General features: G+C 70.6%; 12 protein-coding genes, 2 tRNA genes and 1 pseudogene. 12 read left to right on the forward strand and 3 right to left on the reverse strand.

Annotation, left to right across the window (positions count from 1 at the left end):
* The first annotated feature begins 114 nt into the window (after positions 1-114).
* The 4 genes and pseudogenes from dnaN to MCAG_RS14970 all read left to right on the forward strand — a co-directional run bounded on the left by dnaN (position 115) and on the right by MCAG_RS14970 (position 3996).
* Positions 115-1248, forward strand: coding sequence for a DNA polymerase III subunit beta (gene dnaN / locus MCAG_RS14955; RefSeq protein ID WP_007073826.1), 1134 nt, complete (start codon positions 115-117; stop codon positions 1246-1248).
* Positions 1249-1287: 39 nt separating this feature from the next.
* Positions 1288-2160 carry a phosphogluconate dehydrogenase (NAD(+)-dependent, decarboxylating) gene (gene gnd, locus MCAG_RS14960; RefSeq protein ID WP_007073827.1) on the forward strand — a complete coding sequence of 291 codons (873 nt, stop codon included), beginning with the start codon at positions 1288-1290 and terminating at the stop codon, positions 2158-2160.
* Between the two features lie 16 nt (positions 2161-2176).
* On the forward strand, positions 2177-3310 hold the full coding sequence (gene recF, locus MCAG_RS14965) for a DNA replication/repair protein RecF (protein WP_007073828.1): 1134 nt from the start codon (positions 2177-2179) through the stop codon (positions 3308-3310).
* A 67-nt stretch (positions 3311-3377) separates the two neighbouring features.
* Positions 3378-3996: pseudogene (locus tag MCAG_RS14970) on the forward strand (DUF721 domain-containing protein).
* 47 nt (positions 3997-4043) lie between these two features.
* Here MCAG_RS14970 and MCAG_RS14975 read toward each other — a convergent pair.
* Positions 4044-4598, reverse strand: coding sequence for a hypothetical protein (locus MCAG_RS14975; RefSeq protein WP_007073830.1), 555 nt, complete (start codon positions 4596-4598; stop codon positions 4044-4046).
* A gap of 520 nt (positions 4599-5118) precedes the next feature.
* Here MCAG_RS14975 and gyrB point away from each other — a divergent pair.
* The 6 genes from gyrB to MCAG_RS15000 all read left to right on the forward strand — a co-directional run bounded on the left by gyrB (position 5119) and on the right by MCAG_RS15000 (position 11169).
* A complete protein-coding gene (gyrB, locus tag MCAG_RS14980; RefSeq protein ID WP_007073831.1) occupies positions 5119-7065 on the forward strand; it encodes a DNA topoisomerase (ATP-hydrolyzing) subunit B in 1947 nt (648 codons plus the stop codon).
* Between the two features lie 129 nt (positions 7066-7194).
* Positions 7195-9717, forward strand: coding sequence for a DNA gyrase subunit A (gyrA, locus tag MCAG_RS14985; RefSeq protein WP_007073832.1), 2523 nt, complete (start codon positions 7195-7197; stop codon positions 9715-9717).
* 3 nt (positions 9718-9720) lie between these two features.
* Positions 9721-10632 carry a DUF3566 domain-containing protein gene (locus MCAG_RS14990; protein WP_007073833.1) on the forward strand — a complete coding sequence of 304 codons (912 nt, stop codon included), beginning with the start codon at positions 9721-9723 and terminating at the stop codon, positions 10630-10632.
* 172 nt (positions 10633-10804) lie between these two features.
* Positions 10805-10878 (forward strand) — tRNA-Ile (locus tag MCAG_RS14995).
* A 43-nt stretch (positions 10879-10921) separates the two neighbouring features.
* Positions 10922-11050 carry a DLW-39 family protein gene (locus tag MCAG_RS34840; protein WP_232290182.1) on the forward strand — a complete coding sequence of 43 codons (129 nt, stop codon included), beginning with the start codon at positions 10922-10924 and terminating at the stop codon, positions 11048-11050.
* Positions 11051-11093: 43 nt separating this feature from the next.
* Positions 11094-11169, forward strand: a tRNA-Ala gene (locus tag MCAG_RS15000).
* A gap of 3 nt (positions 11170-11172) precedes the next feature.
* Here the strand turns inward: MCAG_RS15000 and MCAG_RS30850 are convergent.
* Entirely contained in the window at positions 11173-11433 is a 261-nt protein-coding gene (locus MCAG_RS30850) for a tyrosine-type recombinase/integrase (RefSeq protein WP_369751366.1), read from the reverse strand.
* Positions 11434-11834: 401 nt separating this feature from the next.
* On the opposite strand from MCAG_RS30850, the gene MCAG_RS33705 reads away from it, so the two are divergent.
* Both MCAG_RS33705 and MCAG_RS15010 read left to right on the forward strand, forming a co-directional pair.
* Positions 11835-12518, forward strand: a complete 684-nt coding sequence (locus MCAG_RS33705; protein ID WP_198141570.1) for a hypothetical protein — start codon at positions 11835-11837, stop codon at positions 12516-12518.
* Between the two features lie 170 nt (positions 12519-12688).
* On the forward strand, positions 12689-13654 hold the full coding sequence (locus MCAG_RS15010) for an L-threonylcarbamoyladenylate synthase (protein ID WP_007073836.1): 966 nt from the start codon (positions 12689-12691) through the stop codon (positions 13652-13654).
* 363 nt (positions 13655-14017) lie between these two features.
* On the opposite strand, the gene MCAG_RS15015 is transcribed toward MCAG_RS15010, so the two are convergent.
* Entirely contained in the window at positions 14018-14854 is an 837-nt protein-coding gene (locus MCAG_RS15015; protein WP_007073837.1) for an MBL fold metallo-hydrolase, read from the reverse strand.
* Positions 14855-14905: the final 51 nt, after the last annotated feature.

Raw genomic sequence — 14905 nt, forward strand, 5'->3', positions numbered from 1 at the left:
GCACAGCCGATGCCCGCGCGCCCTAAGGTGCGATGGGTACCCGCACGGTCGGGCGGGACTTTGGGCAGCGGTCGGCATGAGAGAGTTGTCGCTGACGTCGACGCGGAGGCATTGATGAAGTTCCGAGTGGAGCGCGACGCGCTCGCCGAGGCCGTGGCGTGGACCGCAAAGAGCCTGCCCAACCGGCCGTCCGTGCCGGTGCTCGCCGGGGTGATGCTGCGGGTGACCGACGGCAACCTGCAGGTCTCCGGCTTCGACTACGAGGTCTCCAGCCAGGTGACGGTCGAGGTGCAGGGTGATGCCGACGGGGCCGCCCTGGTTTCCGGCCGGTTGCTCGCCGAGATCACCAAGGCGCTCCCCGCGAAGCCGGTGGACATCGCCGCAGTCGGTGCGCACCTGGAGCTGGTCTGTGGAAGCGCGCGGTTCACCCTGCCCACCATGCCGGTGGAGGACTACCCGGCCCTGCCTGACATGCCGGAAAGCGCCGGCACGGTCGACGCCGCCGCGTTCGCCTCGGCCGTCGCCCAGGTCGCCGTGGCCGCCGGCCGGGACGAAACGCTGCCGATGATGACCGGCGTCCGCATCGAGCTGTCCGGCGGCAACCTGGCCATGCTCGCCACCGACCGGTACCGTCTCGCCCTGCGCGAGATGGAGTGGCACCCGGACGACCCCGAGGTGAGCATCAACGCCCTGGTGCCGGCCCGGACCCTGCACGACACCGCCAAGGCCCTCGGCCCGCTCGGCGGTCAGGTGACGATGGCGCTCTCGCAGGGCGCGGCGGGCGAAGGCATGATCGGCTTCTCCGGCGGTACCCGGCGCACCACCAGCCGGCTGCTCGACGGCGCCAACTACCCGCCGGTGCGCTCGCTCTTCCCCGCCAGCCACAACGCGGAGGCCCGCCTGGCGGTGAGCACCCTCATCGAGGTCGTGAAGCGGGTGGCGCTGGTCGCCGAGCGCACCACCCCCGTGCTGCTCAGCTTCAGCTCCGACGGCCTTGTCGTGGAGGCCGGCGGCACCGAGGAGGCGCGGGCCAGCGAGGCGATGGAGGCCACCTTCACCGGCGACCCGCTGACCATCGGCTTCAACCCGCAGTACCTCATCGACGGTCTGGCCAACCTCGGCGCCCAGTTCGCGCTGCTCTCGTTCGTCGACGCCTTCAAGCCGGCAGTGATTTCGCCCGCCGGCGAGGATGGCGAGGTAATCCCTGGGTACCGGTACCTCATCATGCCGATTCGCGTCTCCCGCTGATCGCGCATCCCGACCCAGACGCAGCGGAGGTAGGAACACATGCAGCTCGGCCTGGTAGGACTCGGCCGGATGGGCGGCAACATGCGCGAGCGGTTGCGCGCCGCCGGCCACGAGGTGATCGGCTACGACCGCAACGCCGACCGCAGTGACGTCGCGAGCATGGCTGAGCTGGCGGAGAAGCTCGACGCCCCACGGGCGATCTGGGTGATGGTTCCGGCCGGCGTCACCGACACCACCATCGACGCCCTCGCCGAGATGCTGGGTGCGGGCGACATCCTCATCGACGGCGGAAACTCGCGGTTCAGCGACGACGCCCCCCGGGCCGAACGGCTCGCCGAGCACGGCATCGGGTACCTCGACGTCGGTGTCTCCGGCGGCGTCTGGGGCAAGGAGAACGGGTACGGCCTGATGGTCGGCGGCGCGCAGGAGCACGTCGACCGACTGATGCCTATCTTCGAGGCGCTCAAGCCGGCCGGCGAGTTCGGCTTCGTGCACGCCGGCCCGGTCGGCGCAGGCCACTACGCCAAGATGGTGCACAACGGCATCGAGTACGGCCTCATGCACGCCTACGCCGAGGGCTACGAGCTGCTGACCAAGTCCGAGATGGTCACCAACGTGCCGGGCGTGTTCAAGTCCTGGCGCGAGGGCACCGTGGTCCAGTCCTGGCTGCTCGACCTGCTCGACCGGGCCCTGGACGAGGACCCGGACTTGTCCGACCTGAGCGGCTACACCGAGGACACCGGCGAGGGCCGGTGGACCGTCGACGAGGCCATTCGCCTGGCCGTGCCGCTGAACGTCATCGCGGCCTCGCTGTTCGCCCGGTTCACCTCCCGGCAGGACGACTCGCCCGCGATGAAGGCCGTCGCCGCGCTGCGCCAGCAGTTCGGTGGCCACGCCGTTCACAAGCGCTGAGCGGCGTTCGCAGCCCGTGTACGTCCGCCGGCTCGAACTGGTCGACTTCCGCTCCTACGAGCGGGTCGGCGTCGACCTTGAGCCCGGCCCCAACATCCTGATCGGCGCCAACGGCACCGGCAAGACCAACCTCGTCGAAGCGCTCGGCTACGTGGCGACCCTGGACTCGCACCGGGTCGCCACGGACGCCCCGCTGGTGCGGCTGGGCGCCACGTCCGCCGTGATCCGCTGCGCGGTGGTGCACGACGGCCGGGAACTGCTGGTCGAGCTGGAGATCGTCCCGGGCAAGGCCAACCGGGCCCGGCTGGGGCGCTCACCGGCCCGGCGGGCCCGCGACGTCCTCGGCGCGCTGCGGCTGGTGCTCTTCGCCCCGGAGGACCTGGAGCTCGTCCGTGGCGATCCGGCGGAACGCCGCCGCTACCTCGACGACCTGCTGGTCAGCCGGCAACCCCGGTACGCCGGGGTGCGCGCCGACTACGAGCGGGTGATCAAACAGCGCAACGCCCTGCTGCGCACCTCGTATCTGGCCCGCAAGACCGGCGGGACGCGCGGCGGGGACCTGTCGACCCTCGCCGTCTGGGACACCCACCTGGCCCGGCACGGGGCCGAACTGCTCGCCGGCAGGCTGGAGCTGGTCGCCGCGCTCGGCCCGCACGTCACCAAGGCGTACGACGCGGTCGCCGCCGGCAGGGGCGCGGCGGGGATCGCGTACCGACCGTCGGTGGAGCTGACCGACCCGGTAGCGGACCGGGCGGCGCTGGCCGAGGCGCTGCTCGCGGCACTGGCGGAGTCCCGGTCCGCCGAGGTGGAGCGCGGCACCACTCTGGTCGGCCCGCACCGCGACGACCTGGCCCTCACCCTCGGCCCGCTGCCCGCCAAGGGGTACGCCAGCCACGGCGAGTCCTGGTCGTTTGCCCTGGCCCTGCGGCTGGCCGGGTACGATCTGCTCCGCTCCGACGGTATCGAGCCGGTCCTGGTGCTCGACGACGTCTTCGCCGAGCTCGACGTGGGCCGCCGGGAGCGGCTGGCGGGGCTGGTCGGCGGGGCGAGCCAGCTGCTGGTGACCTGTGCCGTGGACGACGACGTGCCGGCCGCCCTGCGTGGCGTCCGGTACCAGGTGGGCGAGGGGGCGGTGCGCCGTGCCGGATGAGCGGGAGCTGCCGCCGGCCCGGCTCGGGCCCCGTACCCCCGCCGAGGGATCCGGCGGCCCTGCGGCCCTGCCTGGCGACGGCGCACGCAGCGGCGGAGGACGCGACGCCGGGCGGGCGGCCGACGGGGCCGGGCGGGCGGACGGCCCGGCCGCCGAGGGGGGCGGTGACCCGCCCACCGGGTCAGCCGGGCCGGAGCTGGCCCGGGCGGTACTGGACGCCGCGAAGGCCCGGCGCGCGGCGGCGACCAAGACCCGCCGGCGCAGCGTCGTCTCGGGCGACGGCGAGGGCGGCCGGCGGCTGCGCGGCTACTCCGGCCCCGGGCCGGACCCCCGCGACCCGCAGCCGCTGGGCGTCGTGCTGGGCCGGCTGATGAAGGCGCGCGGCCTGGGAGCAGCCGGCGGCCGAAGACGACGTCTTCGGCGCGTGGGAGCGGGTGGTCGGCCCCGAGGTCGCGCAGAACAGCCGCCCGGTGAAGCTGGAGAACGGCGAGCTGACCGTCGAAGCCCGGTCCACCGCGTGGGCGACGCAGCTGCGACTGCTCGCCGCCTCCCTGCTCCGGCAGATCGCCAGCGAGGTGGGCCACAACGTGGTGCGCAAGTTGCACATCCACGGTCCGGCCGCGCCGTCCTGGTCCCGGGGGCCGCGCCGGGTCCGGGGCCGAGGCCCCCGCGACACCTACGGCTGACCCGGGCCGCGCCGCCCGGGGGCTGGCCGCGCACAGCTTGGCCCCGGTCAGGCGTCGGCGTAGACGGCGAAGCCCCGGTCGGCGCAGCGGCGGTAGAAGGCTGCCAGCACGCCCAGTTCGGCGCAGGTGAAGTCCCACTGCGGCGGGTCGCCGTTCTCGTCGCGCAGCGCGTCCAGGCGGGTGTCGAGCCAGCGTAGCTGCTGCTCAGCGAGGCGGCCGTCGGCGAGCAGCCCGCGCAGCACGGCGCTGACCGAGTCGAAGGTGACGTTCTCCCCGTGCGGGCGATGCCCGGCCACGAAGCGTTCGATCCCACCGGCGATCCACGCGCAGCCGTCGGGGTCGATCACCGGGTCCTCGTCCTCGGCGGCGGCCTCCGTGGCGTAGAGCACATTCTCCAGCCCGAGCAGCAGGTCGACCAGTTCCGTGTAGGCGGTCGCCCGGACCGTGCCGGTCTTGGCGATGTGTTCCGCGAGGGCCGCCGTCGGCGCGGAGATCCGCGGCAGCTCGACGATCTCGCCGAAATCGACGAACTCGGCCGGTGCGACCGGGTCGTAGAAGCGGCCGGTCCGCGGCCAGTGCACCGCGACGTTGTCCAGCCCCATCTGGCGTCACCCCTTGAGAGCACGTGTCGAAGCGTTCGGGTCGATCGTCCGGTTCCGACCGGAAAAGATCAAGACCAGCCACGCTGGGCGCCGCAAACCTACGCCCACCCCCCGTCCCGCCGCGACCCCCACCCCTCGCGTCCCGGCGGCGGCGTCGCCACCCGATCCGGGCCTCGCCTGTAGGGGGAGTCGTAGGTGGCGCGGTTCGGCCGGCTACGGAGTTCTCAGCCGCCGCGAAGGGGTGCCGAGTGGCGGTTCTGTCGTCCGCGCACAGTAAGATTGAGGGCGAGACGAAGACCCGACAATGGTGCGACGGGCGCGGGCCCCCACAGGCCCGAGATCATTGTCCCACGTCGGGTCGAGCCGATCGCGATCCGCGGGCATCCGCGGCGACCGGCGCTTCGGCCCGTGCCCCGGTTCACGCCCGGTGCCGGTCCGCGCGCCGACGTCGCGTCCTGTCCGCCGAACCCGCGCCTGACTCGCCGCTTGCGGCGCTGGCGGCGCGAGAAAGTGGCCGAGGGTGGCAGCGCAGGACAAGCAGGAGTACGGCGCCGAGTCGATCACGGTCCTCGAAGGGCTGGAGGCGGTCCGCAAGCGGCCGGGCATGTACATCGGGTCGACCGGCGAGCGAGGTCTGCACCACCTGGTGTGGGAGGTCGTCGACAACGCGGTGGACGAGGCGCTGGCCGGCCACTGCGACACCATCGACGTGGTGCTGCTGGCCGACGGCGGGGTCCGGGTCACCGACAACGGGCGTGGCTTCCCTGTCGACCTGCACCCCAAGTTGAAGAAGCCCGGCGTCGAGGTGGCACTCACGGTGCTGCACGCCGGCGGCAAGTTCGACGGCAAGGCGTACGCCGTCTCCGGCGGTCTGCACGGCGTCGGCGTGTCCGTCGTCAATGCCCTCTCCACCAGGATGGCGGTGGAAATCCACAAGTCCGGCTTCGTCTGGCGGCAGCAGTACGCCAACTCCAAGCCGTCGCCGCTGGAGAAGGGCGAGGCCACCGACCGCACCGGCTCGGCTGTCACCTTCTGGCCCGACGCCGACGTCTTCGAGACCGTCAACTTCGACTTCCAGACCATCTACCGCCGCCTCCAGGAGATGGCCTTCCTCAACCGGGGCCTCACCATCCACCTGCTCGACGAGCGGGTCTCGGAGGGTGAGGAGGGCAAGCCCCGCGAGGTCACCTTCTGCTACAAGGGCGGCATCGCCGACTTCGTCCGGCACCTCAACGCCTCGAAGAACCCGATCCACAAGACGGTGGTCGAGTTCGGCGCCGAGGAGGAGGGCATGTCGGTCGAGATCGCCATGCAGTGGAACGAGTCGTACGGCGAGTCGGTCTACACCTTCGCGAACACGATCAACACGCACGAGGGCGGCACCCACGAGGAGGGCTTCCGCGCGGCGCTGACCAGCGTGGTCAACCGCTACGGCGCCGACAAGAAGCTGCTCAAGGGCGACGAGAAGCTCTCCGGAGAGGACATCCGCGAGGGCCTTGCCGCGATCATCTCGGTCAAGCTGGCGAACCCGCAGTTCGAGGGCCAGACCAAGACCAAGCTCGGCAACACCCCGGTGAAGAGCTTCGTGCAGCGGGTCTGCAACGAGTGGCTGGTCGACTGGTTCGACCGGAACCCGGCCGAGGCGAAGATCATCATCACCAAGGCGTCCCAGGCCGCCCGGGCCCGGATCGCCGCCCAGCAGGCGCGCAAGCTGGCCCGCCGTAAGTCGCTGCTGGAGTCCGGCTCGATGCCGGGCAAGCTGGCCGACTGCCAGTCGACCGACCCGCGCGAGTCCGAGGTGTTCATCGTCGAGGGCGACTCGGCCGGCGGCTCGGCCAAGCAGGGCCGTGACCCGCGTACCCAGGCGATCCTGCCGATCCGCGGCAAGATCCTCAACGTGGAGAAGGCCCGGATCGACCGGGTGCTGAAGAACAACGAGGTCCAGGCGCTGATCACCGCGCTGGGCACCGGCATCCACGACGACTTCGACATGGAGAAGCTGCGGTACCACAAGGTGGTGCTGATGGCCGACGCCGACGTCGACGGCCAGCACATCCAGACGCTGCTGCTCACCCTGCTGTTCCGCTTCATGCGTCCGTTGGTCGAGCTGGGGCACGTCTACCTGGCCGCCCCACCGCTCTACAAGATCAAGTGGAACAAGAAGGGCGACGACGCGCAGTACGCGTACTCCGACCGGGAACGCGACGGGCTGATCGCGCTGCGCCAGCAGAAGAAGCCCAACGCCAAGCCGGACGACATCCAGCGCTTCAAGGGCCTCGGCGAGATGAACTATCCCGAGCTCTGGGAGACCACGATGAACCCGGCGACCCGCACCCTGCGTCAGGTCACGCTCGACGACGCGGCGGTCGCGGACGAGTTGTTCAGTGTGCTGATGGGTGAGGACGTCGAGGCGCGCCGCTCGTTCATCCAGCGCAACGCCAAGGACGTCCGCTTCCTGGACATCTGACGGAGCCGGCGGGCCCGTCCGGCCGTCCACCGGCGGCCCGTCGATCCACAGAGTTATCCACAGCACGGCCGGTTTCCACAGCGGTTATCCACAGAACGAAACCGACTCTGATTCTGATAAGGGTTAACAGTGACCGATACCCCCGAGTCCACCCCGAGCGAGCCCGAGGTCCCCGAGACCCCCGCCGCCGCAGTCGTGGCGCACGATCGGATCGAGCCGGTCGGGCTCGAGGTGGAGATGCAGCGCTCCTACCTCGACTACGCCATGAGCGTCATCGTCGGGCGGGCACTGCCGGACGTCCGGGACGGGCTCAAGCCGGTCCACCGCAAGATCCTCTATGCCATGTTCGACTCCGGCTACCGGCCGGACCGAGGCTACGTGAAGTGCTCCCGGGTCGTCGGTGACGTGATGGGCCAGTTCCACCCGCACGGCGACTCGGCGATCTACGACGCCCTGGTCCGGATGGCGCAGCCCTGGTCGCTGCGGTACCCGCTGGTCGACGGCAACGGCAACTTCGGTTCGCCCGGTAACGATCCAGCCGCGGCGATGCGTTACACGGAGTGCAAGCTCGACCCGCTGGCGATGGAGATGCTGCGGGACATCGACGAGGACACCGTCGACCTGCAGGACAACTACGACGGCCGGGCCAAGGAGCCCACCATCCTGCCGTCGCGGATCCCGAACCTGCTGATCAACGGCTCCGAGGGCATCGCGGTCGGCATGGCCACCAAGATCCCGCCGCACAACCTGCGTGAGATCGGCGCGGCGGTGCAGTGGTGCCTGGAGAACCCGGACGTCGACGAGGCGACCACCCTCGACGCGCTCATCGAGATCGTCAAGGGCCCGGACTTCCCGACCCACGGCCTGATCGTGGGCACCCAGGCGATCCAGGACGCCTACCGGACGGGCCGTGGGTCGATCCGGATGCGGGCCGTGGTGGAGGTCGAGGAGGACAAGCGGGGCCGGCCCTGCCTGGTGGTCAGCGAGCTGCCGTACCAGGTGAACCCGGACAACCTGGCCGAGCGGATCGCGGAGCTGATCAAGGAGGGCAAGCTCGGTGGTATCGCCGACATCCGGGACGAGTCCTCCGGGCGTACGGGCATGCGGATCGTGCTCGTGCTCAAGCGCGACGCGGTCGCCAAGGTGGTGCTGAACAACCTCTACAAGCACACCCAGCTGCAGGAGACGTTCGGCGCGAACATGCTGGCGCTGGTCGACGGCGTGCCGCGGACGCTGAACCTGGCCCAGTTCATCCGCTACTACGTCGAGCACCAGATCGAGGTGATCCGGCGGCGGACGGCGTTCCGGCTGCGCAAGGCCGAGGAGCGGGCGCACATCCTGCGCGGTCTGTCGAAGGCGCTGGACGCCCTGGACGAGGTGATCGCCCTGATCCGGCGCTCGCCGACGGTGGAGGACGCCCGGCAGGGCCTGATCCGGCTGCTGGAGATCGACGAGATCCAGGCGACCGCGATCCTGGACATGCAGCTGCGCCGGCTCGCGGCCCTGGAGCGGCAGCGGATCCTCGACGACCTGGCCAAGCTGGAGGTGGAGATCGCCGATCTCAAGGACATCCTGGCCAAGCCGGAGCGGCAGCGGCGGATCGTTTCGGAGGAGCTGGGCGAGATCGTCGCGAAGTGGGGCGACGAGCGGCGTACGAAGATCGTGCCGTTCGACGGCGAGGTCTCGATGGAGGACCTGATCGCCCGCGAGGACGTGGTGGTCACGATCACCCGCACGGGGTACGCGAAGCGGACGAAGGTCGACCTGTACCGCTCGCAGCGGCGTGGCGGTAAGGGCGTCAGCGGGGCCACGCTGCGGCAGGACGACATCGTCAGCCACTTCTTCGTGTGCTCGACGCACGACTGGATGCTGTTCTTCACGAACAAGGGCCGGGTGTACCGGGCCAAGGCGTACGAGCTTCCGGAAGCCAGTAGGGTAGCCAAGGGCCAGCACGTGGCCAATCTGCTCGCGTTCCAAGCGGATGAGCAGATCGCGCAGATCATCGAAATCCCGAACTACCAGGTGGCCCCCTATCTGGTACTGGCCACGAAGAACGGCCTGGTGAAGAAGACGCGGCTCGAGGAGTTCGACTCCAACCGTTCCGGCGGAGTCATCGCGATCAACCTGCGCGATGAGGACGAGCTGGTGGGTGCTGCCCTCGTCGCGCCGTCCGACGATCTGCTGCTGGTTTCGAAGAACGCGCAGGCGATCCGCTTCAACGCCACGGACGAGGCGCTGCGGCCGATGGGTCGGGCCACGTCGGGTGTGATCGGCATGCGGTTCAGCGACGAGGACGTCCTGCTGGCCATGGAGGTGGTCCGCGAGGGGCTGGACGTCCTGGTGGCCACGAACGGGGGATACGCGAAACGCACCCCGATCGAGGAATACCCGGTGCAGGGCCGGGGAGGTAAGGGCGTGCTGACTGCGAAGATCACCGAGCGACGCGGTGGTCTGGTCGGCGCGGTGGTGATCCACCCGGACGACGAGCTGTTCGCGATCACCAGCAACGGTGGCGTCATCCGAACTCCGGTGAAGCCTGTACGCCGTACGCGTGACCGGAACACAATGGGGGTCAAGCTGATGGACCTCCCAGACGGCGTGACTATCGTGGCGATTGCTCGCAATGCCGACGAGCCTGACGAACAGGACTAGTTGATGACGGAGACACAGGCGAAGTCGGGGAACAAGGGGACCTCGGCCAACCCGGTCGACGAGGAGGCCGCCGCGAAGAGCGGCGCACCAGCGACCGGCCGCGCGGCCGTGGGCCGGGCAACCGTCCCCGCCGACGCGCCTGCCCCGAAGTTCACCCGGGCGCCCGGTATGGCGCCGCCGCCGGACTCCCCCGGCGACGACTCCGGTGCGAGCGACAAGACCGAGACATCCGGCATCGACGCGCCCACCTCCGCGGCGGCTCCGGCCGTGTCGGCGGGCAGCGCGGCCCGTCCGGCGACCACCCAGCCGATCAGGACCGGCGGCGGGCAGTCGGCGGCGGGCAGCGCCGTCACCGGCACCCTGCCACGCATCGGGGGTGGCACCACGGCGAAGCCGCAACCGGACGGCGCCCGGCCGGCCGGCACCGGCCGTCCCGTCAGCGGCGGCGGATTGCCGCCCGGGGTGGCCGGAGCGGCGGCAGTCGGGGCCGCCCGCGTGGGCGACGCGGTACGCGCCGCGCGTACCTCGGTCGGCTCGGCCGCGTCGCGCGGGCCCCGTCGGGCCCGGCTGAACCTCAAGCGGATCGACCCGTGGTCCGTGATGAAGTTCGCGTTCGCCGTCTCCGTGGTGCTCTTCATCGTGGTGGTCGTGGCCACGTCGGTGCTCTACCTGGCGTTGGACGCGATGGGCGTGTTCCAGAGTGTCAACGACAGCCTGACCGACCTGGTGGCCGCCGGCGGGCAGAGCAACAGCGGCTTCCAGATCACCGCCAAGGGTGTGATCCTGAGTTCCGCCCTGATCGGCCTGGTCAACGTCGTTCTGTTCACCGCGCTGGCCACCCTCGGCGCGTTCGTCTACAACGTCTGCGCCGACCTGGTCGGCGGGATCGAGCTGACGCTCGCCGAGCGGGACTGACCGCGTCCGAGCGGAACTGACCGCGTCCGACGCCGGGGCCGTGCCGCGTAAAGCGGTCGCCCCGGCGTCGTGCGTCCGGGTAGTTTCGGGGGTACGGCGGGGCGGGCGACGCTCGGCGGGCCCCGATTTGGGGCGCGGCGGGCGGATGCGTTAACCTTGGCCGTCGCTACGCGGGGCTATAGCTCAGTCGGTTAGAGCGCAGAGCTGATAACTCTGAGGTCGCTGGTTCGATTCCAGCTAGCCCCACCGCACATCGTTCCGACGGTTGTCGAGCGCAAGGGGTCGCCCCATGTTCAAGAAGCTTCTGATTCTGGCCGGCGTCGTCGGTGTGGCTGCCCTCGTCGTTCGAAAGGTCAAGGCTTCGAACGACGAGCGCGCACTGTGGCACGAGGCGACCACCGCTCCCGACCTGCGCTGACCGTCTCCCCGACGGCCAGCCCCGGGCGGTTCCGCCCGTCCTCGGGGCCCTAGCTCAACTGGCAGAGCACTGCCTTTGCAAGGCAGGGGTTAGGGGTTCGAGTCCCCTGGGCTCCACCAGCACTATCCTTGGTTGATCTCGACCCCGAGTGCAGCCATCCGTACAGCCAAGCTTCTTACGCCGTACCTTCCTCGCCGAGCACGCGACCGATGGCCGAGGCGGCCGGACGAGCCCGCGCCAGCAGGACGGTGCCCGTAGGTGTCGGCCGTCATCCGAATCGTGGAGTGCCCGAGCAGTTCCATGACCGTCCGCAGCTCCTCGCCCTGAACGAGGAGGAACGTGGCGAACGCGTGCCGCAGGTCGTGCAGGTGCAGCCACTCCAGACTGGCCCCCGAGCACCAGGTGCTTCGTGGCTGCCCATCGGTAGCGCGTCAGCGTTGAGCGCCGAGTACCCTCATGCGCTTTCACTTCGTGCAGCCGCTCTCTCAACCAGGCTTCCAGCGTCCGAGGCGGCGCGGTGGGGTCAACGCCCAGGCTAGTGGCCGTCGATGGACGGCCTCGTCGGCCCGGAAGCGCCGTCACCAAGCGCGGTTGCGGAGCGTAGGGCCATCCGTTCGGGCCGAATGCGACGTTTGGAATGTCTGAAAGCTTCTGTGGTGGTACTTAGTAGTTTGGGCCGATTCATGATGTCGGCTATTGCACTACGTACTTCCTACAGATCAAGGTGGTTTCTGTGCGGCTGCATACCCTAGTCCGTTTCGCCGGAGGGGCACTCCTGGCTTCCATGGTCGTGCTGCCGGTCGCCACACTGGCATCGGCCCAACTCAACACACATCAGATCTCCCTCAATGGCCGAATGGTGATTCCGGCACCACCGCCCCGATTGGTCCCAGGTAACGTCATGACCTGCGAGAGCGCCGGCCTGGCAGGCGAGATCATTCTGGGCAGCCCGGAGACCTCGGGCTCGGCGAGTTCTGAGGCAGGCACCGGGACCGTTACCGGCATGCAGACGCTGGACGTCACGCTCAACGAGGGCTTCACCGCTACCGGCATCGTGGTCAAGGGCGGCCCAGACACCAACGTGTACGATGGGCCGTTCGTCGGTCCGATCGAGGTCGAGGGCTTGACTTCGCCGACCAACCCGAACACCGGCGAACCATTCGACATCAGCTACTGGTTCGTGTGCGGCTTCGAGGAGCAGCCGACGCCGACGCCGACCGCGACGCCAACCCCGACCGCGACGCCAACCCCGACCGCGACGCCAACTCCGACCGTGACTCCGACCCCGACGCGGACGCCGACCGCGACTCCGACCCCGACCCCGACCCGGACGAAGCTGCCGGTCACCGGTGACTCGCTCGGCAGTTCGTCAATCGTCGTGCCGGCCGCGCTCGGCGGCAGCCTGCTCCTGCTCGGAAGCATGCTGATTGTTCTTATCCGACGCCGGAACGGCGAGACGCGCGGCTAACCTGAGCCACGGATAGCAGCTGAGTTCGTCCATGGGATCAGTACTGGGGCCGAAGGTGACTTCGGCCCCAGTACTCGCCTGCTCACGGACGGAAACGGAAAGGCCCACCGGCCGTGCCCCCGGTGCGGGCAGGCTAGCGTCGTGGGGTGAGCACCGGATCTCCGCGCGTCCTGCCCGCCGGGAGCGGCATTGCCGAGGCGGCCTCGGTCCTGCGGGCCGGGGGGCTGGTGGCGTTTCCCACCGAAACCGTCTACGGGCTGGGCGCGAACGCCCTCGACGCCCGCGCGGCGGCCCGGATCTTCGAGGCCAAGCAGCGGCCGAGCTTCGACCCGCTGATCACCCATCTGGCCGACGCGGCCGACCTGACCGCGCTGGTGGGGCCGGTGCCGGGGGCGGTGGCCGCGCTGGCCGAGCGGTTCTGGCCCGGGCCGTTGACGCTGATCGTGGACCGTCCCGCCGCCATCCCACCGATCGTCACCTCCGGGCTGGAGACGATGGCGGTGCGGGTGCCGGACGAGGCGTCCGCGCGGGCGCTGATCGCGGCGGCCGGTGTGCCGGTGGCCGCGCCGAGCGCCAACCGCTTCGGCCAGCTCAGCCCGACCCGCGCCGAGCACGTGGTGGCCGGGCTGGGCGGTGCGGTCGACGTGGTGCTCGATGGCGGGCCGACCCGGTGCGGCATCGAGTCGACCATCGTGGACGCCCGGGGCGGGCAGCCGGTGGTGCTGCGGCTCGGCGCGCTTGCGGTGGAGGCCCTGGAGGAGGCGGTCGGCCCGGTGACCGTACGCCCGGGCAGTTCCGGTCAGCCGGTGGCACCCGGGACGCTGGCCGCGCACTACGCTCCGCGTACCCCGTTGCGGGTAGTGGGCGGTGCGGAGCCGGCGGCCGGCGACGGCATCCGAAGGGGGCTGTTGGCCTTCCGGGAACGCCCGGTGGGCGGCGACTGGGCGGCGGTCGAGGTGCTGTCCCCCGGGGGTGACCTGACGGTGGCCGCGGCCCGGCTCTTCGACGCGCTGCACCGGCTCGACGCGGCCGGGGTGGCGGAGATCGTCGCGGAGCGGGTGCCGGACGTCGGCGTGGGCCGGGCGATCAACGACCGGCTGGGGCGGGCGGCGGCGACCTGGCGGCCGGGCGGCTGACCCGGGGCGCACGGGCCGGCGGGGCCGGGGTAGGAGAACCGGCAACGACCTCCGAAGTGAGGTGTGCGCCGATGCCGACCGCACGACCGCTGGCGAGCGGGCCCAGGGCCAGGCGGTGACCATCGGTGCCGACGACGTCGCGGAGATCCTGCGCACGATGGGCGAGCACAGGGTACGCCGGCTGTCGGTCATCGACGGGCACGATTTCGTCGGCATCATGGCCGTCCCCGTCGTGGACCGGTCGCTGCCGGAGCACCCGGCGGGTTATCTCGTCGAGGCGATCTCGGAGCGCGCCCGACTAGACGAGCGCGACCCGCCGGGGTGGGCCCTCGATCGGGTGGGTCGTCGTGGGCTGGGGTGTTGTCAGGCGGGCGGGGCGGGATTGGAGCCGTCGGTGACCGCCGCCGGGGCGAGGGGAAGGGTCTCGCCACGGCGGATGGTCCGGATCCGGTCGCCGAGGCCGCGTCGCCGGGCCTCGGCGAGGAAGTGGCCGAGGGGCGAGCGGAACACCGGGTAGTCGTCGTAGTGGATCGGCACGGTGAGCCGGGGCTGCACCAGTTCGGTCAGGTCGACGCCCTGTTTGGCGTCCATGGTGAGCAGGACGCCGGCGATCCGGGTGCCGCCGAGGTGGATAAGCATGGCGTCGATGTCCGGGTACCGCTGTGGGATCTCGGCGAGCAGCGGCCGGTTGAGTGTGTCGCCTGTCACGTAGAGCCGGAACCGGCGGGTGCCGTTGCGCTCCAGGTCGATCATCGTGCCCATCACGTCGGGCAGGAGCAGATCGACGGCGCCGGGTCCGTGCTTGCCGGGCATCGAGGTCAGCCGCAGGGTGCTGCCGTCGCGGCGCAGTTCCCGGGTACGCCACGTCGGCAGGCCCTCGGCCGCGCGGAATCCCCAGCGGCGCAGCTTGCGTTCGGCCGAGGGAGTGGTGACGATCGGCAGTTCCCTGTCGAGTTCCCGGCGGGCCACCCGGTCGAAGTGGTCGCCGTGCAGGTGGGACAGGACGACCGCGTCCAGCGCCGGCAGTTGGGCGATCTCCAGCGCCGGGTCGGTGCGCCGACGTGACCACAGTCCCCTGCCGAGGTACGCCCGCTGCCCGCGATGCAGGAAGTTCGGGTCGGTGAGCAGGGTGAACCCGCCGACCCGCAGCACCGTCGTCGCGGTGCCGACGAACGTGACCTCGGGCTGTTCCCTGATCATCAATGCCACCTCCAGCGCCTGTTCGCCCGTACCCCGCCGTGCGCGCCCCAT

The sequence above is a fragment of the Micromonospora sp. ATCC 39149 genome (genome assembly GCF_000158815.1).
Taxonomy (GTDB): domain Bacteria; phylum Actinomycetota; class Actinomycetes; order Mycobacteriales; family Micromonosporaceae; genus Micromonospora.

What these genes read in the sequence shown, in the direction of transcription:
- dnaN (WP_007073826.1), top strand. Translation starts at nt 115, where the DNA reads ATGAAGTTCCGAGTGGAGCGCGACGCGCTCGCCGAGGCCGTGGCGTGG.
- gnd (WP_007073827.1), top strand. Translation starts at nt 1,288, where the DNA reads ATGCAGCTCGGCCTGGTAGGACTCGGCCGGATGGGCGGCAACATGCGC.
- MCAG_RS14975 (WP_007073830.1), bottom strand. Translation starts at nt 4,598, where the DNA reads ATGGGGCTGGACAACGTCGCGGTGCACTGGCCGCGGACCGGCCGCTTC.
- MCAG_RS14990 (WP_007073833.1), top strand. Translation starts at nt 9,721, where the DNA reads ATGACGGAGACACAGGCGAAGTCGGGGAACAAGGGGACCTCGGCCAAC.
- MCAG_RS34840 (WP_232290182.1), top strand. Translation starts at nt 10,922, where the DNA reads ATGTTCAAGAAGCTTCTGATTCTGGCCGGCGTCGTCGGTGTGGCTGCC.
- MCAG_RS33705 (WP_198141570.1), top strand. Translation starts at nt 11,835, where the DNA reads ATGGTCGTGCTGCCGGTCGCCACACTGGCATCGGCCCAACTCAACACA.
- MCAG_RS15015 (WP_007073837.1), bottom strand. Translation starts at nt 14,854, where the DNA reads ATGATCAGGGAACAGCCCGAGGTCACGTTCGTCGGCACCGCGACGACG.